This is a genomic window from Kitasatospora sp. NPDC048545 (assembly GCF_040651155.1).
Classification (GTDB): Bacteria; Actinomycetota; Actinomycetes; order Streptomycetales; family Streptomycetaceae; genus Kitasatospora.
Map to the genome: position 1 here is coordinate 25,602 of NZ_JBEZIQ010000007.1, position 24,083 is coordinate 49,684.

Sequence of the window (24,083 nt, forward strand, 5' to 3'; positions counted from 1 at the left end):
TTCCGCGGAGGGGGCCCGCATGCGCACCGAACTGCACTTCTCCGCACAGGACTTGGCGTTGACCCGGTTCGCCGTCTCACCGATGCAGGAGGTGGTGACCAGCCTGCGCGCCCTCGCCTGCTCCCCCGTCCCGGCGCTGCACCGCCGCTGGGCCGGGGAGGTCCGCGAACGGTCGGCCGCCGCCGGACCGGCACCGGAACGGCTGACCGCGCTGGTGCCGCCCACCGGCCACCTGCCGGACTTCCTCAACCCCGCCCCGGCCGGCTTCTCCCCCACACTCGCCGAGGAACTGGCCGCGATCACCGCCACCGGCGCCGAACAGGTCCGGGCCGACCTCGACGTCCTGGCCGCCGAGGCCGGTGGCCGGCTGCCCGCCGTCCTGGCGCCGCTGCACCGCGACCCGGCCGCGCAGCTGCCCCGGCTGGCCGCCGACCTCGCGGCGTACTGGGAGCTGGCGCTCGCCCCGTACTGGGCCCGGATCCGGGCGCTGCTCGCGGCGGACGTCTTCCACCGCTCCCGGCAGGCCGCCGAGCACGGGACCGCGCGGATGCTGGGAGAACTGCACGAGACGGTCCGCTGGGACGGCACCGCACTGCTGCTGGAGCAGCGGCACTGCGCGGTCACCCGGCTGACCGCCGGCGCCGGGCTGCTGCTCCTGCCCTCGGCCTTCGCCTGGCCGCGGGTGCTGACCCGAGTGCTGCCGCCCGACCCGCCGCAGCTGATCTACCCGGCGCGCGGCACGGCCACCCTGTGGGAGCGCCGGCCGGGCGCGGCGGCCCGCACCGACGCGCTGGCCGGCGTCCTCGGCCGCTCCCGCGCCCGGCTGCTGGCCGAGCTGGACTCCCCGGCCTCGACCACCGAGCTGGCCCGCCGCACCGGACTGTCCCCGGCCGGCGTCTCGCAGCACGTCACCGCCCTCCGCACGGCCGGCCTGACCAGCGCCCACCGCGCGGGTCACGCCGTCCTGCACGCCCGCACGGCAGTCGGCGATGCGCTGTTCGGCCAGGACGGGCCGACACTCGCCTGACCGGCCCGCCGTCGCCCTACGGGCGCGGGTTCAATGACGGCCCCCCGGAACCGTCCGGGGCCTCCCGCCACATGTCCCGGCCGATGACCCGCCGGTACGAATGGCCCCGCACGGCACACCTCGGCACACCCCCTCCTCATATGATCGGAGCGACATGCGCCATGCTTGGTGACGCAGAACACTGAACGGAACTTGCGCCGGACGGCCCACCCGCCGCACGGCCGAGAAGGAGGAAGCACGTGGACGACGTTCTGCGGCGCGCCGCACTCTTCGCGGCACTCGACGACGAACAGGCCGGCGAGCTGCGCGCTTCCATGACCGAGGTCACCCTCGCCCGTGGGGAGTCGCTGTTCCACGAGGGCGACCCGGGCGACCGGCTGTACGTCGTCGCGGAGGGCAAGGTCAAGCTGCACCGCGCCTCGCCCGACGGTCGCGAGAACATGCTCGCCGTGCTCGGCCCCAGCGAGATGATCGGCGAGCTGTCGCTGTTCGACCCGGGCCCGCGCACCGCGACCGCCAGCGCACTGACCGAGGTCAAGCTGCTGGGCCTGGGCCACGGCGACCTGCAGCCCTGGCTGCACGCCCGCCCCGAGGTCTCCATCGCGCTGCTGCGGGCCATCGCCCGCCGACTGCGCCGGACCAACGACGTGATGTCCGACCTGGTCTTCTCCGACGTGCCCGGCCGCGTCGCCAAGGCCCTGCTCGACCTCTCCCGCCGCTTCGGCGTGCAGTCCGAGGAGGGTATCCACGTCGCCCACGACCTCACCCAGGAGGAGCTGGCCCAGCTGGTCGGCGCCTCCCGCGAGACGGTCAACAAGGCGCTCGCCGACTTCGCCGGCCGCGGCTGGCTGAAGCTGGAGGCGCGCGCGGTGGTCCTGCTGGACGTCGAGCGGCTGTCCCGCCGCTCGCGCTGACGCTCCGAGCACCGCGAAGGGCCCGTCCGTCCGGACGGGCCCTTCGGCGTCGGTGCGGGCACCCGGTCCGGGCGGTCAGCTCCGTTCCGGGATCAGCCCGTGCTCCTCCAGGTACTCCAGCTGCGCCCGGACGGACAGCTCCGCGGCCGGCCAGAGCGCCCGGTCCACGTCGGCGTAGACCCGCGCCACCACCTCGGGCGCGGTCCGGCAGCCCGCCTCGACCGCGGTCTCCACCTGTGCGAGCCGGTTGGCCCGGTGCGCCAGGTAGTAGTCGACGGCGCCGAGCGCGTCCGCCAGCACCGGGCCGTGGCCGGGCAGAACGGTCCGCACGCCGTGGTGGGAGGCCATCGTGTGCAGCCGGCGCAGCGAGTCCAGGTAGTCCCCGAGTCTCCCGTCGGGGTGGGCGACCATCGTGGTGCCGCGGCCGAGCACGGTGTCCCCGGTGAGGATCGCGCCGTCGTCCGGCAGGTGGAAGGTCAGTGAGTCCGAGGTGTGGCCGGGGGTGCCCACCACCCGCAGGTCCAGCCCACCGACGTCCAGGCGCTGACCGCCCACCAGTCCCTCGGAGCCCAGCCGGTGCGCCGGGTCCAGGGCCCGCACCTCGGTGCCGGTGAGTTCGGCGAAGCGGGCCGCGCCCTCGGAGTGGTCGGCGTGGCCGTGGGTGAGCAGGGTCAGCGCGACCCGCTTGCCCCGTTCCTCGGCGAGGGCGACCACCCGGCGCAGGTGCTCCTCGTGCAGCGGGCCCGGGTCGATCACCACGGCGAGGTCCGAACCGGGCTCGGAGAGCAGCCAGGTGTTGGTGCCGTCCAGCGTCATCGGCGACGGGTTCGGCGCCAGCACGCACAGCGCCCGGGGGGTGGCCTCGCCGCCGACGACGGCGGCGGGGTCACCGGGAAGGAGACCGCTCACCGGCCGCCTCCGCCGTCGCGGTGCAGGGTCCGCAGCGGCAGCGCCCGGACGACGGCGCGCTGCGTCGGCTCGACGAACGGGACCTGGTCGTCACAGGCCGGGGTGCGGGGGGTCAGGCGGCGGGCGGGCATCTCGGGTGCCGTCCGGCGAGCCACCTCGTTGTGGGTCATCGGGCGTCGGTCCTTTCTCTGCGTGGTGCGGTTCGCGCGGTTCCGTGCGGTGGTGCGGTTCTGCGGTGGTGCGGTTCTGCGGCGGTGCGGTTCTGCGGCGGTGCCGGTAAGCCTCCTCCGCGGACGGTTCAGGAGCCCTCGGGGAACTCCCCGTCGATGGTCAGCTCGTCGTACCCGGGCCAGCGGACCGTCATGCGGTCGCCGCGCAGCTCGGCCCGGCCCAGCACGGGCTCCAGCGGACGTTCGGCGGCCGCGGCCAGCGCCTCGGCCGCGGTGCGGACCGACGACAGCTCGCGCAGCACCGTCACGGTCGGCGGCAGCATCCCGAACCGGCCCTCCTGGTGGCCCCGGACCGCCTCGGCCGGGCTCAGCCAGGCGACCCGGTCGGCCTCGCCGACCTCCAGGGCCGCCCGCTGGCCGGCCGGCAGGGCCGCCACGAAGAACCAGGTGTCGTAGCGGCGCTCCTCGAACTCGGGGGTGATCCAGCGGGCCCAGCCGCCCAGCAGGTCGCTGCGCAGCACGAGACCGTGGTCGCGGAGGAACTCGGCGAGGGACAGCTCGTGCGCCTCCAGCGCGGCCCGCTCGGCGGACCAGTCGCGCGGCTCGGCGACGCTCCCCGCGTCCGGGCCGGCCAGCAGCACGCCGGCCTCCTCGAAGGTCTCGCGGACCGCCGCGCAGACCACCGCCCGGGCCGTCCGCTCGTCCACCCCGAGCCGGTCCGCCCACTCCCGGGGCGAGGGCCCGGCCCAGCCCGGCTCGACCTCGGCGTCCCGCGGGTCCACCCCGCCGCCCGGGTAGGCGTACATCCCGGCCGCGAAGGCCATCGAGGTGCGCCGGCGCAGCAGGTAGGCCTCCGGGCCGGCAGCGGCGTCGCGCAGCAGCACGACGGTGGCGGCGGGCCTGGGCACCGGCGGGGTCAGCACGCCGGATTCGACCGCCCGGATCCGGGCGGGCCAGCCGGGCGGCATCGGGAGCGTCGTTGCTCGATGGTCCATGCCCGGATGCTAAGCGCACGGAGGCGGGGTCGGCCAGGGCCGGCCCCGCCTCCGTGATCGGACTCAGACCGTCTTGACGCGCACCTGGAGCTCGACCTCGACCGGGGCGTCCAGCGGCAGCACCGCGACGCCGACCGCGCTGCGGGCGTGCACGCCCGCGGGGCCGAGGACCTTGCCGAGCAGCTCGCTGGCGCCGTTGACGACGCCCGGCTGGCCGGTGAAGTCGGGGGCGGAGGCGACGAAGCCGACGACCTTGACGACCCGCTCGATCCGGTCGAGGTCGCCGATCACGGACTTCACGGCGGCCAGGGCGTTCAGCGCGCAGGTCTGCGCGAGCTCCTTGGCCTCCTCCGGGGACACCTCGGCGCCGACCTTGCCGGTGCTCGGCAGCTTGCCACCGACGACCGGGAGCTGGCCGGAGGTGAACACGAACTCGCCGGACTGCAGGGCCGGCACGTACGCGGCGACCGGGGCGGCCACCGGCGGCAGGGTCAGGCCCAGCTCGGCGAGCTTCGACTCGACGACGCTCATGCGTTCTTCTCCCGCTTGAAGTAGGCCACCAGCTGCTCCGGGTTCGGGCCGGGCACGACCTGGACGAGCTCCCAGCCGTCCTCGCCGAAGTTGTCCAGGATCTGCTTGGTGGCGTGCACGAGCAGGGGCGCCGTCATGTATTCCCACTTGGTCATGGCCAGACTCTAGACGAGCCGCCGCGGCGATCGGCGCCGCACGGGGACCGGCGTGTGAGGTGGAGCACAAAGAGGGCATGATCAGGCCTGGCACCCCCAGGTGCTCCGGGCATCCGGCGCGGTCCCTGGTTACCCTCGCGAGAGGGCACCCTGGTGAGGGGCACCCTCGTCAGGAGGGGACGCCCGTAGGACGGAGACGGACGGAGACGGAGCGTGGCACGCACCCCCGGCCAGGCGGACCGGCGCGATCCCGACTGGGAGGGCGTCCGGCTGCACGTGGTCAGCGGCAAGGGCGGCACCGGGAAGACCACGCTGGCCGCCGCGCTGGCCCTGGCGCTCGCGGCCGAAGGCGGCCGGGTGCTGCTGATCGAGGTCGAGGGCCGGCAGGGCATCGCCGAGCTGTTCGGCATCGCCGCGCTGCCGTACGAGGAGCGCCGGATCGCCTCGGTCTCCCGCCGGCAGCTGGGGCTGCCCGCCGCGGAGGCGTCCGCGGGCGGGGCGCGGCCCGGCGAGGTCTTCGCGCTGGCGATCGACACCGAGCAGGCGCTGCTCGAGTACCTGGAGATGTTCTACAAGCTCGGCCGGGCCGGCAAGGCGCTGCAGAAGGTCGGCTTCGTCGACTTCGCGACCACCATCGCGCCCGGGGTCCGGGACGTCCTGCTCACCGGCAAGGCCTGCGAGGCGACCCGGCGCAAGGACCCGGACGGCCGGCGCCGCTACGACGCGGTGGTGATGGACGCCCCGCCGACCGGGCGGCTGACCCGGTTCCTGAACGTCAACGCCGAGGTCGCCGGGCTGGCCCGGATCGGCCCGATACACACTCAGGCGCAGGCCGTGATGCGGGTGTTGAAGTCCCCGGAGACCGCGGTGCACCTGGTCACCCTGCTGGAGGAGATGCCGGTGCAGGAGACGGTCGACGGCATCGGGGAGCTGCGCGAGGCGAAGCTCCCGGTGGGCGGGGTGCTGGTCAACATGGTCCGGCCGCCGGTGCTCGACGCGGCGGCGGTGTCCGCGGTGGACGGCGACCACCGCGAGGACGTCGCCCTGGCGCTCGGGGAGGCCGGGCTCGGGGGCCGCTCGCGCAAGCCGGAGACGGTCCGGGCCGCGGTGGAGCCGCTGATCGACCCGTTGCTGGAGCAGGCCAGGGAGCACGCCGAGCGGGTCGAGCTGGAGCGCGCGCAGCGCGCCGACCTGCAGCAGCTGCGGATCCCGACGTACGAACTGCCACTGCTGAGCGAGGGCGTGGACCTCGGCGGGCTCTACCGGCTGGCGGGCGACCTGAAGCGGCAGGGGGCGGCATGACCTCGAACGGGGTGCGGAGCACCGGGAAGCGGCTCGCGGTGGACGAGCTGATCGACGATCCGGGGACCAGGATCGTCGTCTGCTGCGGGTCCGGCGGCGTCGGCAAGACCACCACCGCCGCGGCGATCGGCCTGCGGGCCGCCGAACGCGGCCGCAAGGTCGTGGTGCTGACCATCGACCCGGCCCGCCGGCTCGCCCAGTCGATGGGCCTGACCGAGCTCGACAACACCCCCCGGGTGGTGAAGGGCGTCACCGCGATGGAGGGGGCGCCGCTGCGCGACCCGGACGGGGACGGCGGGCGGCGCGAGGGCGAGCTCCAGGCCATGATGCTGGACATGAAGCGGACCTTCGACGAGGTCGTGCTGGCCCACGCCGAACCCGAACGGGCTCGCGCGATCCTGGAGAACCCCTTCTACCAGTCCCTGTCGGCCGGCTTCGCGGGCACGCAGGAGTACATGGCGATGGAGAAGCTCGGGCAGCTGCGGGACGCCGAGGAGTGGGACCTGATCGTCGTGGACACCCCGCCGTCGCGCTCGGCGCTGGACTTCCTGGACGCGCCCAACCGGCTCGGGTCCTTCCTGGACGGCCGGGTGATCCGGATCCTGACCGCTCCGGCCAAGGTCGGCGGGCGCAGCGCGATGCGGTTCCTGAACGCCGGGATGGGCCTGCTCACCGGCACCCTGGGCAAGATCTTCGGCGCCCAGCTGCTGACCGACGTGCAGACCTTCGTCAGTGCGACGGACTCGATGTTCGGCGGCTTCCGCGAACGCGCCGACCGCACCTACCAGCTGCTCAAGGCGCCGGGCACGGCGTTCCTGGTGGTGGCGGCGCCGGAGCGGGACGCACTGCGCGAGGCGGCGTACTTCGTGGACCGGCTCGCCGCCGACCGGATGCCGCTGGCCGGGCTGGTGCTCAACCGGGTGCACGGCACGGGCGCCCCGCAGCTGACCGCGGAGCGGGCGCTGGCGGCGGCGGAGGCGCTGGAGGAGAACGGCTCGGAGCACTCCTCGCCGGAGGCGGAGCTGCTCGCGGCCGGACTGCTGCGACTGCACGCCGAGCGGATGCAGATCATGGGGCGGGAGCGCCGCACCCGCGACCGCTTCGTCTCGGTCTACCCGGATGTGCCGATCGTGGAGGTCCCGGCGTTGCCGGGCGACGTGCACGACCTGGACGGACTGCGGGCCATCGGGGACCGGCTCAGCGGCGCGGCCCCGGGCGACGCCGCGCAGGACGGCGGCGACAAGGCGGTTCGACGGCGGTAGGAGGCCGCGGGCGGTGCGACGTGCGCTCCGCCCGGGGCCGGCCCGGCCCGGACCCCCCGGTTCGGCCGGTGCGGTGCTGCTCAGCCCGCCTGTGCGTAGTCCGTCAGTATCACACCGGTCGCGAGGGACTCCTCGTACTCGGTGCGGGCGGTCTCCAGCAGCCTCCGCCACGAGATGACCGTCGGGCGCCGGCGCAGCAGTGCCCGCCGCTCGCGCTCCGTCATCCCGCCCCAGACCCCGAACTCCACCCGGTTGTCCAGGGCGTCCGCGAGGCACTCCGTCCGCACGGGGCAGCCGCTGCACACCGCCTTCGCGCGGTTCTGCGCCGCCCCCTGGACGAACAGTTCGTCCGGATCACTCGTGCGGCAGGCGGCCTGCGCACTCCAGTCGTCAACCCAGCCCATCCCGGCGCCGTCCTCTCCCGTATCGAGGCTCCCCCACGGCGGCAACGGCATATTCACCGTTGCCAGTTGAGGACGTTACGGAAGAACGACAGCTTGCAACAGCCCCTTCGGGCTCAATCTCGAATGACCCGATTGGACTATGGGTATCGGTCAGCTCACTCGTTGGAGTGATCGCAGGTCGCGCACCTTGCCAACGGCGGAGCCCCCACTCTCGCCACAGGAGCCATCACGGAGAGCAACCGTTCACGCGGGCACAGGAGGCCTCAGCCGCCTCAAAATCCGGATATCCGGGGGCAATTCGGGCAACTCTCTGCACTCACAAGAGTGAATGATGTTGACGCACCGAAGCTGTACCAAGCTTGTGACAAGCCTAGGGGAACACCTGCCCCTGTGTACGGGAATCCGCGACGTAGGGTTCTCCTCATGGCACCGAAGCGCCCACAGGCACCCCAGCCCCCAGGCAACACCGGAGCTCCGCGCGGCCGGGCCGGCGGATCACCGTTGGACCACGTCGGCAACGGCGTGAAGTTCCTGGGCGTCAGCGTGCTCTCCGGAGTCCTGCTGGCGGGGCTCGCCCTGCCGGCCGTCGGCGCCATGGGGCTGACCGCCAAGGACACGGCGGAGAGCTTCGACAACATCCCCGACGACTTCAAGACGCCCCCGCTCACCCAGGCGACCCAGATCTTCGACGCCAAGGGCGGGCTGATCGCCAAGGTCTACGAGCGCGACCGCACCGTCCTCACCGCCGACCAGATGTCGCCGTTCATGCGGCACGCCCAGGTCGACATCGAGGACGCCCGCTTCTACGAGCACGGCGCCGTCGACCTCAAGGGCATCCTGCGCGCGGTCAGCAAGAACGCCGAGAGCGGCACCGCCTCCCAGGGCGCCTCGACGCTGACCCAGCAGTACGTGAAGAACGTCAACGTGGAGAAGGCCGGCGACGACCAGGCCGCCGTCCTGGAGGCCCAGCGCAAGACCCTGGGCCGCAAGATCCAGGAGCTCAAGGTCGCCATCAAGCTGGAGGAGGACCTGAGCAAGGACCAGATCCTCACCAACTACCTCAACATCACCTTCTACGGCCACCAGGCCTACGGGGTCGAGGCCGCCTCCCAGCGCTACTTCAGCAAGAGCAACAAGGACCTGACCGTCGCCGAGGCCGCCACGCTGGCCGGCATGGTGCAGAACCCGTCGTCCTACGACCCGGTGCGCTACCCCGAGAACACGGTCAAGCGCCGCAACGTCGTGATCGACAAGATGCTGGAGAACAAGCACATCACCGCCGACGAGGCGAAGGAGGCGAAGGCCGCCCCGCTGGGCCTGAAGTACAAGGACCCGCAGAACGGCTGCATCACCGCCCAGGCCGGGATGGGCTTCTTCTGCGACTACGTCCGCCACGTGGTCAAGCAGGACCCGGCCTTCGGCAAGAGCGCCGACGAGCGCAAGAAGCTCTGGGACACCGGCGGCCTGAACATCTACACCACGCTGGACCCGGACAAGCAGGCCGCGGCCCAGAACGCCGTCACCAAGAAGGTCAACGTGACCGACACGGTGTCGGCGGCCGCGACCATGATGGAGCCGGGCACCGGCAAGATCCTGGCGATGGCCCAGACCCGCCCGTACGGCCTGGACCCGAACAAGAACCAGACCGTCGTCAACCTCAACGTGGACGCCTCGATGGGCGGCGGCAACGGCTTCCAGACCGGTTCGACGTTCAAGCCGATCCTGGCCGCGGCGGCGCTGGAGTCGGGCATGGCGCCCACCCAGGCGTTCCCCTCCCAGAACAAGATCGAGTACCCGCAGATGTCCACCTGCTCGGGCACCTGGAAGAACGTCCCGACGCCGGGCGAGGGCAAGGCGACGGTCAAGAACGAGTCGGACAGCGAGGTCGGCCCCTACCAGCTGAAGGAGGCCATGGCCCGCTCGGTCAACACCTACTTCGTGCAGATGGAGCAGCAGGTCGGCCTCTGCGCGATGAAGCAGATGGCGAACAAGCTGGGCATCACCCAGTCCGCCAAGGGCGACGCCTTCCGCGAGGTGCCCTCGATGGTCCTGGGCACCCTGGAGCTCTCCCCGCTGACCATGGCGAACGTCTACTCGACCTTCGCCGCGCGCGGCAAGTACTGCACCCCGATCGCGATCAACAAGATCAGCACGGTGGACGGCAAGGAGCTCCCGGTCCCGCAGACCCAGTGCAGCCAGGCCTTCTCCGAGGACACCGCCGACAAGCTCAACACCGTCCTGCTGAACGTGACCGAGAAGGGCACCGCGGCCGCGCTCGGCCTGGACGGCGGCCGCAAGATCGCCGGCAAGACCGGTACCACCGACGAGAAGAAGGCCGCCTGGTTCAGCGGCTACACCCCGTCGCTGGCCACCTCGGTCTGGCTCGGCGGCCCGGCCGGCGGCGTCAAGATGAAGAACATCAACATCGGCGGCAAGCACTTCGACGAGGTCTTCGGCGCCGACGGTCCCGGTCCGATCTGGCAGATGGCGATGAACCAGGCCCTCCAGGGCTCGCCCATGGAGCCGATCCAGACCATCGACATCCCGGACCCGCAGCCGGCCACCCCGCCGGCCGGTGCCACCGCGCCCCCGGCCGACCCGAACCCCCAGCCGCCGGCGGGCAACCCCCCGCCGCCGCAGGGCGGCGGCAACCCCGGCGGCGGCAACGGCGGCGGCAACGGCGGGATGATCGGCGGCGGGTTCACCTTCCCGCCGGGCATGATCGGCGGCGGCAACGGCGGCAAGCACGGCGGCGGCAACGGCTGACCCGGGCGGCCGGGCCCGGCCCGGCCCGGCCCGCAGAACGTAGCGAAGGGGCGTCCTCCGGTTCGGAGGACGCCCCTTCGGCGTGTTGCCGGGGTGACGGGCCGTCGGGGCCGCGGGAGCCCGTCAGCGGGCCCTACGGGCCGCTCGATTCCGGCCAGAGCCGGCTTGACCCGACGGCCCCGGGCCGTCCGCGATCAGGACAGCGCGGCCTTCACGGCGGCGGCGACCCGGCCGCCCTCGGCCAGGCCGTCCACCTGCGGCTTCACCAGCTTCATCACGGCACCCATCGCCTGCGGACCGGTGGCACCGGTCTCGGCGACGGCGGCCGCCACGATCGCGGTCAGCTCCTCGTCGGAGAGCTGCTTGGGCAGGTAGCCCGCCAGCACCTCGCCCTCGGCCCGTTCCCGGGCGGCCTGGTCGGTCCGGCCGGCGCCGTCGAAGGCCTCGGCGGCCTCCCGGCGCTTCTTCGACTCGCGGCCGATCACCTTCAACACCTCGGCGTCGGACAGCTCGCGCTTCTGCTTGCCCGCCACCTCCTCGCTGGTGACGGCGGCCAGCGTGAGCCGGATGGTGGACGACCGCAGCTCGTCCCGGTCCCTGATGGCAGCCGTGAGGTCCTCGTGCAGCTGCTCCTTGAGCGTTGTCATTTCCTCTTCTTATCCTTCGGCTGTGGGCGGTCTCAACCAGGTTTCCACCAGGTATCCACTGCGACGTGCGCAGGTGAACGAGTATGCCGTGTCAAGGGCGGCCGACCGTCGGGTGACGGCGCGTCAGCGCGGTGGCCGATCACGGCCGGGAAGGGGCAGTGGGATTCGGCCACCCTGGCCGATAATGCCTGCATTCTCTCGGCAGAACAGCCGGAAATTGCCGGAAGCGCCGACGAGTTGCCGGTGCCAAACGGGGCAAATCGAGCGTAGCGGCAGGTTCGCAGAAATAGTCCGCGTAGTACACTCGTTCGCACGTAGCTTGAGTAGCCTATCGGGCTGTGGTCACCTCACCGCCAAAGACCGCTCCCGAGCAGCAGCGACAAACCACCACCACGTCCTCGACTCATTTTTCCACGGTTCCGACACATTACGGCCCGGGTCCGGCGCGAGTGCTCTCGCATGGGCTCCGCCATGACCGCGCGGCCGACCGTGATCGTTTTGGAGTGATTGGCGCCGCATCGGCGTGTTAAGTTCTGACTTGGATTCTGCTCACAACAGCAGGAAGCGCGGGGGAATGGACAACAATCAGCTTCGCTCCATGTTAGTAACCCAACGGAAGATGGTCGGCTGGAGCCAGGAGCAGTTAGCCGAGCATTCCAATGTAAGTGTGCGCACCATTCGCAATCTGGAAACCGGCGCCATCAAGAATCCGCGGCGCAGTTCCGTGGAACTCCTGGTCGGCGCCCTGCTGTCCGCGGCGACCAGCCAGGACACCCTGATATCCCACGTTGCCAATGCGGGCGCCCCGGCCGGGATGCTGTCCTCCCGGCTGGAACCCGGTCTGCTGACCAACGTCGTCGAGGTTCCGGACAACGCCCGGTGGCAGGGGCTGCGCCCCAAGACGGACATCACCGTCGGGCGCCAGGCCGACCTGCTGCACGTGGTGACCACCCTGCGGCCGGGCCGGCCGCTGGTGCTCACCGGACCGGCCGGCGTCGGGAAGACCCGCCTGGCCCTGGACTCGGCCGCCCACCTGCTCGACCGTTTCCGCGACGGCGTGGTGGTCCTGGAACTCGGTTCGGTGACCCCCGAGAGCGTCGACGCCGCCGCGGCCTCGGCGGAGGTGCAGCGCTCGCTCGACACCCTGCTGCACGGCTACGACCGGGACCCGAGGACCAACCCCGAGCTGCAGATGATGGTCGTCATCGACAACGCCGAGCACGTCATCGGCGCGGTGACCAGGCAGGTCAGGATGCTGCTGGACCGGCACCCGGCGCTCCACATCCTGATCACCTCGCTGCGGGCGCCGGCCTCCATCCCGGCGGACCTGTGGGAGGTGTCGCCGCTGTCGGTCGACTACCCCGAGGGCAGCTACGGGTGCCCGCCCGCCGCCGAGCTGTTCTGCCGCCGGGTGCACTCGGTCGTCCCCACCCTGGACCTCAGCGACCAGATGCCGCAGGTCGTCGAGCTCTGCCGGCGGCTGGGCGGCCTCGCCCTCGCCATCGAGAACGCCGCCTTCCGGATGCGCTCGGTCCCCCTGCACGTCCTGGTGGACGAGTGCCAGGTCCTGCCGATCCTGGGACAGGACGAGGTGGGCGGACTGTCCCACCACCGCTCGCTGCACCGCAGCCTGGCCTGGGCCTACGGGCTGCTCGACGACCGGCAGCGCCGGGCCCTCAGACAGCTCTCCCGCTTTCCCGATGAATTCTCCATCGACGACGTCCGGCAGGAGCCGGTCGACGGCGGCCGGGAGCCCTCCCGCAATATCGATGTGCTGGCCGACCTCGTGGATTTCTCCGTCGTCCAGGTGAAGCGCGGCCACCAGTACGCGTACCGGGTCCCCCGGATGATGCGCGAGTACGTCAACGCCATTCCGGCCTGAGGCCGACCCACACTCACACCGTCCGCTCGTCGGGGCGTTCTCCGTCCACGCCAGCCGTACCGCCGCGCCCGGAATCCCTTCCGGGCCGGCCCGGCCGTCGGGCGATCATTCGATCGAATCGACCGGTTCGCCGTTCCGGCCATTCCGGAAAACGCCTCTGCGGTTCATCCAGCACTGCCCGGCGAAATGCCATGAGCGCAAATGGGGATCGATGACCACGATAGACTCCTCCCTCCGCAACAATAGAACCGACGAAACGTCGGACGAGAGCACTCCGCTGTCGGACACCGGTGTGGCGCCCCTGGTGGACAGTTCCAAACTGATCGGTGATCCCCGGGACGGCGCCGTCGTCCGGGCGTCACATCGCGTTTACGAACACTTGATCGCGATGTTCGCACCCGGCATGATCGAGGCCGCATTCGACCTCGGTGTCTTCGTCGCCCTGGCGGACGGCCCGGCCACCCCGGCCGACCTCGCCGAGCGGCTGGACGCCGACGCGCACGGCCTGCGGGTGCTGCTCGACGGCCTGTACTGCTACGAGATCGTCCAGCGGGAGCGCACCGAGGACGGTCAGGACGCCTACCGGCTGGTGGACGGCATGGCCGAGTGCCTGCTGCCCGGCGGCCTCTACAGCCTCGCCGGCCGGATCGGCTACGACCGGGCCATCGGCTGGGACGTCTGGCGCAACCTCGCCGACATCGTCAAGCGGCCCGCCCGCGGCGCCGACGGCGACTACCAGGCCAACCAGCTGTCCGCCGAGGACTACGAGCAGGTGGCCCGCGGCATCAACTTCTGGGCACCGCCGATCGTCGAGTCGCTGGCCAACCTCCTGGCGGAGGAGGAGGGCTGGAAGAGCGAGGCCGACCGGACGATGCTGGACGTCGGCTGCGGCACCGGCATCTACAGCCAGCTGCTCCTGCAGCGCTTCCGGGGACTGCGGGCCACCGGCCTGGACCACCCGCGGATCGTGCCCATCGCCCGCGGGCAGGCGGAGCGGCTGGGCGTGCAGGACCGGTTCGAACCGGTGGAGCGCAACTTCTTCACCGAGGAGTGGCACACCGGCCAGGACATGGTCCTGCTGGTGAACATCTTCCACCTGCAGACGGCGGAGGGCTCCGAGGAGCTCATGCGGCGGGCGACGCAGGCCGTGCGCCAGGGCGGCGTGGTCGCGATCGTCGACCACATCGTGGACGACGAGACCGACGCCCAGTCGATCCAGAACCGCTTCTTCCGCCTGTTCGCCGCGTCGATGCTCGTCACCGGCGGCGGGGACTCCTTCTCCCTGGCGGACTACGACCAATGGCTCGACCGGGCCGGCCTGGTGAGGACGGCGCTGGTCGACACCCCGATGCACCGGATCCTGCTCGCCCGGCGCCCGTGATCACCACCAGCCCGGCCGGACCTCCCGTCCGGCCTGCCGGATTCCATTCCTTAGAGGGGACAAGGACGTGACCGACAACCTCGTGCTCGGAGCTGCGAGAATGACCGCCTCCGACATCTTCAACGCTACCGTCGCCTCCTCGGCGATCGGCGCCGCCTGGGAGGTCGGGGCGCTCGACGAACTGGCGGACCAGGACAAGCTGGACGTCGCCGAGTTCTCCGAACGCAACGACCTCGACCAGTTCGCGGTCGAGGGGATGTTCCAGGCCCTGGCCAGCGTCCGCATCGTGCAGCGGCAGGGCTCCCTGATCGTCAGCGACGTGAACTTCGCCGAGGTCTACCGCGCCAAGGCGTTCTACCACTGGCTGTCCCGCGGCTGCGCGGCGCTCTTCGCCGACATGCCGGCCGTACTGAAGAACGAGAACCGCGTCGGCAACTTCTACCGCCGCGACTCCGCCGCCATCGCGATCGCCTGCCGCGACATCAACGCCAACTTCTTCGACCCGGTGTTCAAGAAGGCCCTGGGCTCGGTGGGCGAGTTCGGCAAGATCGCCGACCTCGGCTGCGGCAGCGGCGAGCGCATCATCAGCGTGCTGCGGGAGAACCCGAACGCGACCGGCCTCGGCATCGACATCGCCGAGGGCGCGCTGGGCGTGGCCCGGGCCTCCACCAAGGAGGCCGGCTTCGAGGGCCGGGTGTCCTTCGTCAAGGACGACGCCACCAACCCGCAGCCGCACCCGGAGTTCGCCGACGTCGACCTCCTGACCTCCTTCCTGATGGGCCACGACTTCTGGCCGCGGGAGAACTGCATCGCCTCCCTGCGCGGGCTGCGCAAGGCGTTCCCGAACGTCAAGCGCTTCCTGCTCGGCGACACCGCGATGACCACCGACATCCCGGACTCCGAGATCCCGGTCTTCACCCTGGGCTTCGAGGTCGCGCACCGCATGATGGGTGCCTACCTGCCGACCCTGGAGGAGTGGAACGGGGTGTTCGAGGAGGGCGGCTGGCGCCTGGTCGAGGCGCACCGCGTGGTGACCCCGGCGGACAGCGTGATCTTCGAGCTGGAGCCGCTCGCCGACTGACGGCACGCGAAGTGCTCCGGGGCCGCGGGCCCCGGAGCACTTCGCGCTACGCGCGGTGAATGCGGCGCGTGATCAGTTCGCGCGGGCGTCGCTGCCCTCGGCCGCGGGCATCGTGTACCCGGGGCCGGTGGGCCGCACCTCGGTGATGCCGGGAGCCCGGCGCATCATCACGGCCTGCTGGACGGCCAGCGTCACACCGACCCCGAGCCAGACCCCGTTGCCGTTGAACCGGCCGTGGAAGAACACCACTTCGACGCCGCCGACGATCAGCCGCTCGGCCAGGTTCGCCACCCACAGCTTGGCGGTGGTCCGGCCGCCCTTGCGCAGCAGCCGGCCGGTCTGGTCGCGCCACATGGGCATCGTCAGACCGCGGTAGTAGCCGAAGACCAGCGAGAACGCCAGGCCGACGACCAGGAAGACGATGCTGGTCGTCGTCGCCTCGGCCGGGCCCGGCGGCAGGAAACCGCGCAGCACGAGCATCGCGACCCACAGGAAGGTCTGGGCCCTGACGTCGCGGACGCTGAACTGGGAGACGAGGACGATCGCCGTGATCAGGACGATGAACGCCACGTTGAGAATCGCGAACGTCGTGTCGTCCGAGGGCGAGTGCTGAGCGGCCAGGGATCCCCAGGATGCCAACAGCGTCATTGAGCCACCTCAGTGGTGTTAAGGGTGATGGTCGGGCCAAGTGCCTTGTGGCAGAAGGTCTCTGAGCGAGGCCACCACGGCGTCCGGGGCGGTGCGCGGGAAGTCGTGGCCACCTTCCAGGACGGCCAGCGAGTACTCCCCCGCCGCGCAGGCGGACCAGTGGTGCAGGTGTTCGGCGGGCGCCACGGTGTCCTTGACGCCGCCGAGGACGTGCAACGGTGTGCGCACCGGGTCGGGGGCCGGCAGGACGTGGGCGTCGGCCAGTGCGAAGTCCTTCCGGATCCCGGCCAGCACGGTGCGCAGGAAGTCCGGGTACGCGAAGAGCTCGCGCGGGATCGCGTCCTGCCCGACCAGCCAGCGCAGGAGTTCGACGTCGCGCAGCTCGGACAGCTTCTCCGCCGGCGGCAGGTGCGGGGCGCGCGCGGCCGCCACGACGGTCGCCAGCGGCAGCGGGCCGCCCCGCCGCTCCAGGAGCAGGGTGACCTGATGGGCGATCAGTCCGCCCAGGCTGTGGCCGAAGAGCACGAACGGGACCTCGAACTCCCCGGCGAGCGCGGCGACCAGCTGCTCGGCGGTCTCCTCCAGCGAGTCGGGCAGCCGCTCCTCGGACCGGGTGCCGCGGCCGGGCAGCTCCACCGGTGCCAGCTCGACCCCGGCCGGCAGGTGCGCGCGCCAGCTGCCGAAGGCCCCGGCGCCGGCACCGGCCTGCGGCAGGCAGATCAGTCGCAGCCGGGTCGGCGACGTCGCAACACGGCCGACGATCCAGGGAGTTGACGACGAAGTCGCCGGAACACCGGTGTCCATGACACCGAGCATAGGGGGCAGACCGGACCGATCTCCAGGCAAACCGACGGCAATCCGTCACCCCCGGGGGTGGTCCGGTCACCGAACGTTCGATCTTGCCGAGTCGTTGCCGGAGCGGATGCCTGGAATGTCGGACCCCGGCGCGGCGACGATCCATGCATGACCGACATCGCCTCCGACCAGATCCCTGACGTGATCAGCCAGCTGGTCCTCCTCATCGCACCGACCAAGAAGGACCGGATCGGTCCGGACACCAAGCTCGTCAGCGAACTGAGCTACCACTCGCTCGCGATGGTCCAGCTGGGCCTCACCCTTGAGGACGTCTTCGAGTTCGACAGCCTCCCCCAGGAGCGCGCCTCGTCGTTGGAGACCGTCCACGAGATCGTCGAGCTCGTCCGGGAACTCCTGGACGAGGGCGAGGGCGCCCTGCCGACCGTCGACCACCTGGAGTCCATCGTCGTCCCGCTCGGCGGCGAGTGGCCGCCGGCGTCCTGACCGAGAGCCACCACCACCGATCCGACGCCGCGTCACCGCCCTCGGGCCAGGATCCGCCTGGCCCGGGGGCGGTGACGTGTCCCGAGTCGGTGGCCCGTCCGGGGGCGGTGACGTGTCCGGCGGACGCGGACACGGGCTCCGCGGCCGAGCGGGCCCGGGAGGGCGGATCAGGCCCCGGCGCGGAAGGCCAGCACGGTGTTGTGCCCGCCGAACCCCGCGCTCTGGGTGAGCGCCGCCAGCGGCCCGGCGGGCAGCGGGCGGGGCGTCACCCGCACCACGTCCAGGTCGATCGCGTCGTCCAGGTCGTCCACGTTGATGGTGGGCGGTGCGGTGCGGTGGTACAGGGCCAGGACGGTGGCCACCGCGGCCAACGAGCCGGAGGCGCCGATCAGGTGCCCCGCGGACGACTTCACCGCCGACACGGCCGGCCGCACGCCGCCGAGCGCGCTCCTGATCGCCAGCGCCTCCGCCGCGTCGCCCACCGAGGTCGACGAGGCGTGCGCGCTGACGTGGCCGACCTCGGCCGGCTCCACCCCGCCGTCCGCGAGGGCGCGCCGGATGGCCCGCGCCATGCCCTCGCCCTCCGGGTGCGGGCGGGTGATGTGGTGCGCGTCGGCGCTCGACCCGGCCCCGGCGAACTCGGCGTAGATCCGGGCACCGCGCCGCCGGGCGTGCTCACCGGACTCCAGCACCAGCACGGCCGCGCCCTCGCCCAGGACGAAGCCGTCCCGCTTCTTGTCGAAGGGCCGGGAGGCGCAGGCCGGGGCGTCGTTGTTGCGGGACAGTGCCTTCATCGCCGCGAAGGCGGTGATCGCCATCGGGTTGATCACCGCCTCCGTGCCGCCGGCCACCACCACGTCGGCCCGGCCCAGGCGGATCAGGTCCAGCCCGGCCGCGATCGCGTCGGCGCCCGCCGCGCAGGCCGTCGACGGCGCGTGGGCCACCGCCGTGGCGTTGAGCTCCAGCGCGCACAGCGCCGCCGCCGCGTTGTTCATCAGCATCGGCAGGGTGAACGGCGAGACCCGGCGGGTGTCCCCGGCCCGGATCAGGTCGTGGGCGGGCAGCAGGGTGCTCAGGCCGCCGATGCCGCTGCCGATGACCACCGCGAGGCGCTCGGACTCCGGGTGTCCCGGCGCGCCCGCGGCCGCGTCGAAGCCCGCGTCCTGCCAGGCCTCGCGCTGGGCGAGCAGCGCGAACTGCGCGGAACGGTCGGTGCGCCGGGCCTGGACCCGGTCGATCAGCGGGGCCGGCTCCACGGCGGCCGGGGCCGCGATCCGCACCGGCAGGTCCTCGGCCCAGGGATCGGTGATCGCGACCGCCGCCGAGACCCCGTCGAGCAGTGCCTTCCAGGTGGACCGGGCGTCGCCGCCCAGCGGCGTGGTGGCGCCGAGCCCGGTGATGACGACGTCGTCGCGCTGCGCAGGCACGCGGCCCCTCCGATTCGTTCCGGTCGTTCTCGTGACGGCGGTCTGGTGCGGGCCGCGCGCCGTACGGGCCGGCGGCACGGCACTCCCCGTGTCCGGGCCGCCGGCGGGTCCGTCCCGCGGGTCGTTCGGTGTCGGTGGACTGCGTGTCAGTTGATGCCGACGAAGGCTTCCGGCTTGGCGAGCTGCTCGCTCAGGAACAGGTCGCGCAGCTTCGGGCTGAGCAGGCCGACCTGCCGCAGGATGTGGATCACCTGCTGGAACAGCAGCTGGCGGTAGCCGAACATCATCGGGTCGTTCATGGCGAAGGTGATGCCGGCCTCGACGTCCAGCTCCATGCGCTCCCACACCTCGCGCAGCAGGAAGCGGCGGGACATCAGGAAGATCGACTCCAGCAGGAACTCCTCCCGCTCCGAGCGCTCCTTGCTGTTCATCTGCTCGTACATCCCGGTGAGCGAGACCACGCCGAAGCCGATGTGCCGCGCCTCGTCGCGGGCGATCATCCGGGTGATCTGGGTGATGATCGGCTCGCCGAAGCCGGTGCCCGCCAGCCGGGTCGCCGCCAGGGCGAGGCCCTCGACGATCACCTGCATGCCGAGGTAGACGATGTCCCAGTCGGACTCCGACAACAGGTCGCGCAGCAGCGACTTGAGGCCCGGGTTGATCGGGTAGGAGTTGCGCAGCTTCTCGTCGATGTACTTGGCGTACGCCTCGACGTGCCGCGCCTCGTCGGCGACCTGGGCGGCCGCGTAGATCTTGGCCTCCATGTCGGGCACGGTCTCCACCAGCCGGGCGGTGGTGACCAGGGCGCCCTGTTCGCCGTGCAGGAACTGACTGATCATCCAGGACAGGTACTCCCAGCGGAACTGGTTGATCAGTTCCTCGGGCACCGGGCTGCCCGCTCCGCGGAAGTTCTGCAGTCCGGTGCTCTGCCCCTCGTCCAGGACCGCGCCGAACCGCACCTCGTGGTTCCAGTCGATATCCGTGGCGGCGTTCCACTGCGCGATCTTGCTCTTCTCGTAGAGCGCCCAGAGACGATTGTTGCGCTCGCCGTAGTTCCAGTTGAGATTGGCCTTGAACGCGGCGTCGACCTCCATCAGACTCTCCCTGGTCCGGTCCAGGGTGAACAGCACGGTTTCCCGCTCGTCGTGGAATTCGGTAGTCATCGCCGCCGGGCCCCTTCGGATTGACGTACTGCCACACGGACACTCTCGGGCGGGAGTCACTCGAAAACCTAGGCACTCACTGGGCAACTTGCAGGCATGATGAGTTGCCTGCGCCCCTGCCTGGAACAGCGGAAGTCCCCCTGGCGACACTGCACCGGAACACCGCCGGACGTTCCGCAATCCCGTGCACAGGAGCCAGTCGTATGGAGCCGAATTCCGTTCCCCGTCCGACCCGGCAGCTCACCGCCGAACTCGAGGGGTTGCTGGGCGACCCGCTGGACCCGTCCGGCCCGTTCTCCTTCGCGGAGGTCGTGGAGCACGAGGAACTCGACGAGGTCCCGCCGGGCGCGGAGCGGCTGCTCCTGGACTGGGGGCTGCCGGAGCGGCTCGTCCCGGAGGTGGCCGGCGGGCGGATGCTCAACCTGGAGTCGGTCCTGGCGGTGACCCGCTCGCTGGCGCGCCGGAACCTCACCATGGCCGTGATGTTCGGCTCCAGCATGCTCGGCTGCCAGCCGGTGTGGCTGTGGGGGACGCCCGAGCAGCGGAAGCGGATCGCCCAGGCGGTGACCGCGGGGGACAAGCTGTGCTTCGGCATCTCCGAGGCGGAGGTCGGCAGCGACCTGACCACCACGGCCACCACCGCCGTCCTCGACGGCGAGCACTACGTCCTGGACGGCGAGAAGTGGCCGGTCGGCAACGGCAACCGGGCCCGCTTCTACACCGTCCTGGCCCAGGGCCCGCGCGGACCGGTGCTGCTGCTGGTCGACAGGCAGGAACTGGACCCGGAGAGCATCGAACCGAAGCCGATCGTCCGCGCCCTGGGCCTGCGCGGCCACGACGTCAGCGGTGTCCGCTTCACCGCCGCCCGGGTGCCCGCCGCCGGCGCGGTCATCGGCCGGCCCGGCCGCGCGATGATCGACACCGTCCGCACCCTGCAGATCACCCGCACCGCGATCGGCGGCATGTCGCTGGGCAGCATGGACGCCGCGCTGCGGATCGGACTGGACTACGCGCACGAGCGCAGGCTGTACGGCGCCGCGATCCACCGGATCCCGGTGGTCCGCCAGCACCTCGTCGACGCCCACCTGGACCTGCTGGTCTCCGACTGTGTGGCGATCCCGGTGGCCCGGGCCCTGACCCTCGCGCCGGCGCGGCTGGCCCTGTGGTCCTCCGTGGTCAAGTACCTGGTGCCGGTGATCGGCGAGGAGACCCTGGAGCAGATGTCCAAGGTCCTCGCCGCGCGCAGCTACCTGCGCGAACTGGTCGCCTCCGGCGCCTTCCAGAAGATCCGCCGGGACCACTGCATCACCTCGATCTTCGAGGGCACGACGCACGTCAACCTGTTCAACATCGCGACCCAGCTGGCCGCGCTGGCCCCGCTCGCGGACCGGCCCGCCGAAGGCTCCGGGGAGCTGCTGGCCCGGCTGTTCGACCTCTCCGCCGAGGCGCCGGTCTGGGAGCCGGACGGCAACAGGCTGGCCCTGGCGACCAACGGGCAGGACGAGATCACCCGGGGCTGGGGCGACGCCGTGGCGGAGCTGGCCCGGGTCGCCGCGGCCGAGTGCCCGCCGGGCCAGGCCGAGGACCTGGCCGGGGTGGTGGCCGAGCTGGGCCGCCGCCGGGCCGCGCTGTACGGCCGCGTCGCCGAGCACGGCATCGAGGCGTCCTCGGTGGCCGGCTCGCGCACCGCCGAGGACCACTGCGTCTTCCACGCCGCGTCCTCCTGCGTGCACGTCTGGCTGCACAACCGGGGCGCCGCGCCGGACGCCGGCTGGCTCGTCCTGGTGCTGCGGCGGCTGCTGCAGCGCCTGGACCGGGACGTGGTGCTGGACGAGCGGGAGGCGTACCTGCCGGGGCTGGAGGCCGTCATGGAGGAGTGCCGGGTCAGCCGGCGCTACTTCGGCCTGGAGGCCGTGCTGGAGCACGGCGCCCGGGGCTGATCCGGGAGCGCGGGAACGACGCGCTCGGCGCAGGCCGGGAAGCGCGGGGAACGACGGAAGGCGGCGCCGACCCGATGTCGGCGCCGCCTTCCGTCATCCACCGTTCCCGGCAGGTCAGTTGGGCACGAGGGTGACCGGCATGGTGGCGTAGCCGCTGAGGAAGTTGGAGTAGACCCGGGTCGGTTCCCCGGCCGGGCGGATCTCCGCCACGTGCTCCTTCAGTCCGTCCAGCATCCCGGCCAGCTCGGCCTTCGCCAGGTACGCGCCCATGCAGTAGTGCGGGCCGTGGGCGAAGGTCAGGTGCTTGTTGGCGTTGCCGCGGTCCAGCCGGAACTCGTCCGGCGCGTCGAAGACCCGCTCGTCCCGGTTGGCGGAGCCGTTCCACATCGTGACGATGTCGCCGGCCTCGATGAACTCGCCGTGCAGCAGCATGTCGGCGGTGGCCCGCCGACCGCTGTGCAGGGTGGGCGTGGTCCAGCGGAGGATCTCCTCGACCGCGGCGTCGGTGGAGACCGCGCCGCTGCGCAGCGCCTCCCACTGCTCGGGGTGGTGCGCCAGCGCGTGCACGCCGCCGACCATGGCGAGCCGGGTGGTCTCCAGGCCGCCGATGATGATGCTGTAGCAGTTGAAGATCACCTCCTCGCGGGTGAGCCTGCGGTCGCCGACGCTCTGCTCGACCAGCACGCTGACCACGTCCTCGCCCGGCTCTCGGGTGCGCAGCCGGGCCAGTTCGGAGATGTACAGCAGCAGGTCGTTGCGGGCCGCCCAGGTGCCCTCCTCGGACGGCGAGCCGTCGGTGGCGGCGAGTGCGCCGGAGGTCATCGGGATCAGCTTGGGGCGGTCCTCCCCGGGCACGCCGAGCAGGTCGCAGATGGCCGCCAGCGGGATGTCGGCGGCCACGTCCCGGCCGAAGTCGCACTGCTCGGACTTGGTGGCTTCGAGGACCAGCTGCCGGACGCCGTTGCGCGCGGCCTCCACGGTGGCGGTGAGCGCGCGCGGGGTGAACGGCCGGGTGAGGATGCCGCGCAGCGCGGTGTGGTCCGGGCCGTCGGTGACGGTCAGCATCTGGCCGACCGCCGAGTCGTTGTCCGCCTGCAGCGTCTCCAGCATGTTGCCGTGCGCCGAGGTGAACGAGGCGTTGTCCTTGTAGAGGGTCTCCATGTCCTCCCTGCGCGTGACGACCCAGAAGCCCTCGCCGCGTCCGGTCTCGCGGTGCCGGTACAGCGGGGCGTCGTCGCGCAGGTGGCGCCAGACCTCGGTGAGGTCGCGGGTGGCGTGCAGGACGGGATCGGCGAGGTCGATCCGGTCCAGCTCGTCGGGGTCCTGGACGGGACGGGTGTCCATGGTCACTTGCCGCCTTCGGGAGCGTCCTGGTCGGGCCGCGGCTGCGGCGCGAGGGGGCCGGGGAAGAACGCGGTGGTGGCGCCGGCCGTCTCGCCGCCGTCCACCACGAACTCCTGGCCGGTGACGAACGTCGCCTGGTCGGAGGCGAGGAAGTGGAAGACCCCGGCGATCTCCTCCGGGGAGGCGTGCCGGCGCGCCGGGATGCGCTCGTTGACCTCGTCGAGCATCGCGTCGGTGTACTCGGCGCGCTGCATCGGCGTCAGGACGGCGCCGGGGGTGACGCACGCGGTGCGCACCAGCGGGCTGAGCTCCATGGCGAAGGTCTGGCAGAGCGAGGCGACGCCCGCCTTGGTGGCGTTGTACGGCGCGTAGAGCGGGTAGCCGCGGCTGCCGTTGACCGAGGCGGTGGCGAGCAGCACGCCGTGGCCCTGCTCCAGCATGTACGGGGCCGAGTGCCGCCACAGGGCGAGCACGCCGACCAGGTTGACGTCGACGGCGCGCCGCACGTCGGCCTCGGTCAGCTCCAGCACGCTGCTGCGGATGCTGATGCCGGCGTTGGCGATCACCACGTCGAGGCCGCCCCGGGCGGCGTGCACGGCGTCGACGGCCTCCTTGACCGCCTGCCAGTCGGCGACGTCGACCTCGAGGAAGCTCACCGTGCCGGGACCGCCGTCCAGGTCCGCCGCCGGGGCCCCGGGCTTGCTGACGTCGAGGTTCACCACGTGGTCGCCGGAGGCGGCGAACCGCTCGGCGGTGGCCTTCCCGATGCCGCTGGAGGCGCCGGAGACGATGACTGTGCGCATGGGGAGAGGGCCTTTCGAGGGGCGCCGGGCCCG

The 24,083-nt window shown here is 71.9% G+C and carries 23 protein-coding genes; 10 read left to right on the forward strand and 13 right to left on the reverse strand.

What is annotated here, in order from left to right:
- Positions 1-19: 19 nt before the first annotated feature.
- Positions 20-1,027, forward strand: a complete 1,008-nt coding sequence (locus AB0D10_RS09340) for a winged helix-turn-helix domain-containing protein (RefSeq protein ID WP_360253602.1) — start codon at positions 20-22, stop codon at positions 1,025-1,027.
- 239 nt (positions 1,028-1,266) lie between these two features.
- Positions 1,267-1,941 carry a Crp/Fnr family transcriptional regulator gene (locus AB0D10_RS09345; RefSeq protein ID WP_030288117.1) on the forward strand — a complete coding sequence of 225 codons (675 nt, stop codon included), beginning with the start codon at positions 1,267-1,269 and terminating at the stop codon, positions 1,939-1,941.
- Between the two features lie 75 nt (positions 1,942-2,016).
- On the opposite strand, the gene AB0D10_RS09350 is transcribed toward AB0D10_RS09345, so the two are convergent.
- The 5 genes from AB0D10_RS09350 to AB0D10_RS09370 all read right to left on the reverse strand — a co-directional run bounded on the left by AB0D10_RS09350 (position 2,017) and on the right by AB0D10_RS09370 (position 4,701).
- Positions 2,017-2,850 carry an MBL fold metallo-hydrolase gene (locus AB0D10_RS09350; protein ID WP_360253604.1) on the reverse strand — a complete coding sequence of 278 codons (834 nt, stop codon included), beginning with the start codon at positions 2,848-2,850 and terminating at the stop codon, positions 2,017-2,019.
- Complete coding sequence (locus AB0D10_RS09355; RefSeq protein WP_360253606.1) at positions 2,847-3,020, reverse strand: hypothetical protein; 174 nt, start codon at positions 3,018-3,020, stop codon at positions 2,847-2,849. The genes AB0D10_RS09350 and AB0D10_RS09355 overlap by 4 nt, the downstream gene beginning before the upstream one ends.
- A 128-nt stretch (positions 3,021-3,148) precedes the next feature.
- Positions 3,149-4,015 carry an NUDIX hydrolase gene (locus AB0D10_RS09360; protein ID WP_360253608.1) on the reverse strand — a complete coding sequence of 289 codons (867 nt, stop codon included), beginning with the start codon at positions 4,013-4,015 and terminating at the stop codon, positions 3,149-3,151.
- Between the two features lie 63 nt (positions 4,016-4,078).
- A complete protein-coding gene (locus tag AB0D10_RS09365; protein WP_360253610.1) occupies positions 4,079-4,546 on the reverse strand; it encodes a RidA family protein in 468 nt (155 codons plus the stop codon).
- Positions 4,543-4,701, reverse strand: a complete 159-nt coding sequence (locus AB0D10_RS09370) for a DUF4177 domain-containing protein (RefSeq protein WP_094743074.1) — start codon at positions 4,699-4,701, stop codon at positions 4,543-4,545. The genes AB0D10_RS09365 and AB0D10_RS09370 overlap by 4 nt, the downstream gene beginning before the upstream one ends.
- A gap of 213 nt (positions 4,702-4,914) precedes the next feature.
- On the opposite strand from AB0D10_RS09370, the gene AB0D10_RS09375 reads away from it, so the two are divergent.
- On the forward strand, positions 4,915-6,003 hold the full coding sequence (locus AB0D10_RS09375) for an ArsA-related P-loop ATPase (protein ID WP_360253612.1): 1,089 nt from the start codon (positions 4,915-4,917) through the stop codon (positions 6,001-6,003).
- Positions 6,000-7,265 (forward strand): ArsA family ATPase, encoded by a 1,266-nt coding sequence (locus AB0D10_RS09380; protein WP_360253614.1) that lies wholly within the window; start codon positions 6,000-6,002, stop codon positions 7,263-7,265. Before AB0D10_RS09375 ends, AB0D10_RS09380 begins: the two co-directional genes overlap by 4 nt.
- Positions 7,266-7,345: 80 nt before the next feature.
- On the opposite strand, the gene AB0D10_RS09385 is transcribed toward AB0D10_RS09380, so the two are convergent.
- Positions 7,346-7,669, reverse strand: coding sequence for a WhiB family transcriptional regulator (locus tag AB0D10_RS09385; RefSeq protein ID WP_030240986.1), 324 nt, complete (start codon positions 7,667-7,669; stop codon positions 7,346-7,348).
- A gap of 423 nt (positions 7,670-8,092) precedes the next feature.
- Between AB0D10_RS09385 and AB0D10_RS09390 the strand changes: the two genes are divergently transcribed.
- A complete protein-coding gene (locus AB0D10_RS09390) occupies positions 8,093-10,435 on the forward strand; it encodes a transglycosylase domain-containing protein (RefSeq protein ID WP_360253615.1) in 2,343 nt (780 codons plus the stop codon).
- Between the two features lie 194 nt (positions 10,436-10,629).
- Here the strand turns inward: AB0D10_RS09390 and AB0D10_RS09395 are convergent, their stop codons facing one another.
- Entirely contained in the window at positions 10,630-11,082 is a 453-nt protein-coding gene (locus AB0D10_RS09395; RefSeq protein ID WP_360253616.1) for a GatB/YqeY domain-containing protein, read from the reverse strand.
- A 619-nt stretch (positions 11,083-11,701) separates the two neighbouring features.
- Here AB0D10_RS09395 and AB0D10_RS09400 point away from each other — a divergent pair.
- The 3 genes from AB0D10_RS09400 (at position 11,702) to AB0D10_RS09410 (ending at position 15,426) form a co-directional block, all read left to right on the forward strand.
- Positions 11,702-12,964, forward strand: a complete 1,263-nt coding sequence (locus tag AB0D10_RS09400) for a helix-turn-helix domain-containing protein (protein WP_360253892.1) — start codon at positions 11,702-11,704, stop codon at positions 12,962-12,964.
- A gap of 211 nt (positions 12,965-13,175) precedes the next feature.
- A complete protein-coding gene (locus AB0D10_RS09405) occupies positions 13,176-14,345 on the forward strand; it encodes a class I SAM-dependent methyltransferase (protein WP_360253617.1) in 1,170 nt (389 codons plus the stop codon).
- A 67-nt stretch (positions 14,346-14,412) separates the two neighbouring features.
- Positions 14,413-15,426: a class I SAM-dependent methyltransferase gene (locus tag AB0D10_RS09410; protein ID WP_360253619.1), complete on the forward strand. Its 1,014-nt coding sequence runs from the start codon at positions 14,413-14,415 to the stop codon at positions 15,424-15,426.
- Positions 15,427-15,498: 72 nt separating this feature from the next.
- On the opposite strand, the gene AB0D10_RS09415 is transcribed toward AB0D10_RS09410, so the two are convergent.
- Positions 15,499-16,074 (reverse strand): hypothetical protein, encoded by a 576-nt coding sequence (locus AB0D10_RS09415; protein WP_360253621.1) that lies wholly within the window; start codon positions 16,072-16,074, stop codon positions 15,499-15,501.
- 18 nt (positions 16,075-16,092) lie between these two features.
- Complete coding sequence (locus AB0D10_RS09420) at positions 16,093-16,878, reverse strand: alpha/beta fold hydrolase (RefSeq protein ID WP_360253623.1); 786 nt, start codon at positions 16,876-16,878, stop codon at positions 16,093-16,095.
- 159 nt (positions 16,879-17,037) lie between these two features.
- Here AB0D10_RS09420 and AB0D10_RS09425 point away from each other — a divergent pair, with 159 nt between their 5' ends.
- On the forward strand, positions 17,038-17,373 hold the full coding sequence (locus AB0D10_RS09425; protein ID WP_360253625.1) for a hypothetical protein: 336 nt from the start codon (positions 17,038-17,040) through the stop codon (positions 17,371-17,373).
- A gap of 167 nt (positions 17,374-17,540) precedes the next feature.
- Here the strand turns inward: AB0D10_RS09425 and AB0D10_RS09430 are convergent, their stop codons facing one another.
- Positions 17,541-18,800: a beta-ketoacyl-[acyl-carrier-protein] synthase family protein gene (locus AB0D10_RS09430; RefSeq protein WP_360253626.1), complete on the reverse strand. Its 1,260-nt coding sequence runs from the start codon at positions 18,798-18,800 to the stop codon at positions 17,541-17,543.
- Between the two features lie 146 nt (positions 18,801-18,946).
- Positions 18,947-19,963 (reverse strand): ferritin-like domain-containing protein, encoded by a 1,017-nt coding sequence (locus AB0D10_RS09435; RefSeq protein WP_360253628.1) that lies wholly within the window; start codon positions 19,961-19,963, stop codon positions 18,947-18,949.
- 203 nt (positions 19,964-20,166) lie between these two features.
- On the opposite strand from AB0D10_RS09435, the gene AB0D10_RS09440 reads away from it, so the two are divergent.
- A complete protein-coding gene (locus AB0D10_RS09440; protein WP_360253630.1) occupies positions 20,167-21,903 on the forward strand; it encodes an acyl-CoA dehydrogenase family protein in 1,737 nt (578 codons plus the stop codon).
- A gap of 114 nt (positions 21,904-22,017) precedes the next feature.
- Here the strand turns inward: AB0D10_RS09440 and AB0D10_RS09445 are convergent, their stop codons facing one another.
- Together AB0D10_RS09445 and AB0D10_RS09450 are read right to left on the reverse strand one after the other, a co-directional pair.
- Entirely contained in the window at positions 22,018-23,247 is a 1,230-nt protein-coding gene (locus AB0D10_RS09445) for a cytochrome P450 (protein WP_360253632.1), read from the reverse strand.
- A gap of 2 nt (positions 23,248-23,249) precedes the next feature.
- Positions 23,250-24,050, reverse strand: a complete 801-nt coding sequence (locus tag AB0D10_RS09450) for an SDR family oxidoreductase (protein WP_360253634.1) — start codon at positions 24,048-24,050, stop codon at positions 23,250-23,252.
- Between the last annotated feature and the right edge of the window lie 33 nt (positions 24,051-24,083).

Excerpts from the sequence above, each read along its gene's own strand:
- AB0D10_RS09420 (WP_360253623.1), bottom strand. The coding sequence starts at position 16,878 with ATGGACACCGGTGTTCCGGCGACTTCGTCGTCAACTCCCTGGATCGTC.
- AB0D10_RS09370 (WP_094743074.1), bottom strand. The coding sequence starts at position 4,701 with ATGACCAAGTGGGAATACATGACGGCGCCCCTGCTCGTGCACGCCACC.
- AB0D10_RS09450 (WP_360253634.1), bottom strand. The coding sequence starts at position 24,050 with ATGCGCACAGTCATCGTCTCCGGCGCCTCCAGCGGCATCGGGAAGGCC.
- AB0D10_RS09415 (WP_360253621.1), bottom strand. The coding sequence starts at position 16,074 with ATGACGCTGTTGGCATCCTGGGGATCCCTGGCCGCTCAGCACTCGCCC.
- AB0D10_RS09445 (WP_360253632.1), bottom strand. The coding sequence starts at position 23,247 with ATGGACACCCGTCCCGTCCAGGACCCCGACGAGCTGGACCGGATCGAC.
- AB0D10_RS09365 (WP_360253610.1), bottom strand. The coding sequence starts at position 4,546 with ATGAGCGTCGTCGAGTCGAAGCTCGCCGAGCTGGGCCTGACCCTGCCG.
- AB0D10_RS09380 (WP_360253614.1), top strand. The coding sequence starts at position 6,000 with ATGACCTCGAACGGGGTGCGGAGCACCGGGAAGCGGCTCGCGGTGGAC.
- AB0D10_RS09340 (WP_360253602.1), top strand. The coding sequence starts at position 20 with ATGCGCACCGAACTGCACTTCTCCGCACAGGACTTGGCGTTGACCCGG.
- AB0D10_RS09405 (WP_360253617.1), top strand. The coding sequence starts at position 13,176 with ATGACCACGATAGACTCCTCCCTCCGCAACAATAGAACCGACGAAACG.
- AB0D10_RS09395 (WP_360253616.1), bottom strand. The coding sequence starts at position 11,082 with ATGACAACGCTCAAGGAGCAGCTGCACGAGGACCTCACGGCTGCCATC.
- AB0D10_RS09355 (WP_360253606.1), bottom strand. The coding sequence starts at position 3,020 with ATGACCCACAACGAGGTGGCTCGCCGGACGGCACCCGAGATGCCCGCC.
- AB0D10_RS09435 (WP_360253628.1), bottom strand. The coding sequence starts at position 19,963 with ATGACTACCGAATTCCACGACGAGCGGGAAACCGTGCTGTTCACCCTG.
- AB0D10_RS09385 (WP_030240986.1), bottom strand. The coding sequence starts at position 7,669 with ATGGGCTGGGTTGACGACTGGAGTGCGCAGGCCGCCTGCCGCACGAGT.
- AB0D10_RS09440 (WP_360253630.1), top strand. The coding sequence starts at position 20,167 with ATGGAGCCGAATTCCGTTCCCCGTCCGACCCGGCAGCTCACCGCCGAA.
- AB0D10_RS09400 (WP_360253892.1), top strand. The coding sequence starts at position 11,702 with ATGGTCGGCTGGAGCCAGGAGCAGTTAGCCGAGCATTCCAATGTAAGT.
- AB0D10_RS09360 (WP_360253608.1), bottom strand. The coding sequence starts at position 4,015 with ATGGACCATCGAGCAACGACGCTCCCGATGCCGCCCGGCTGGCCCGCC.
- AB0D10_RS09390 (WP_360253615.1), top strand. The coding sequence starts at position 8,093 with ATGGCACCGAAGCGCCCACAGGCACCCCAGCCCCCAGGCAACACCGGA.
- AB0D10_RS09425 (WP_360253625.1), top strand. The coding sequence starts at position 17,038 with ATGACCGACATCGCCTCCGACCAGATCCCTGACGTGATCAGCCAGCTG.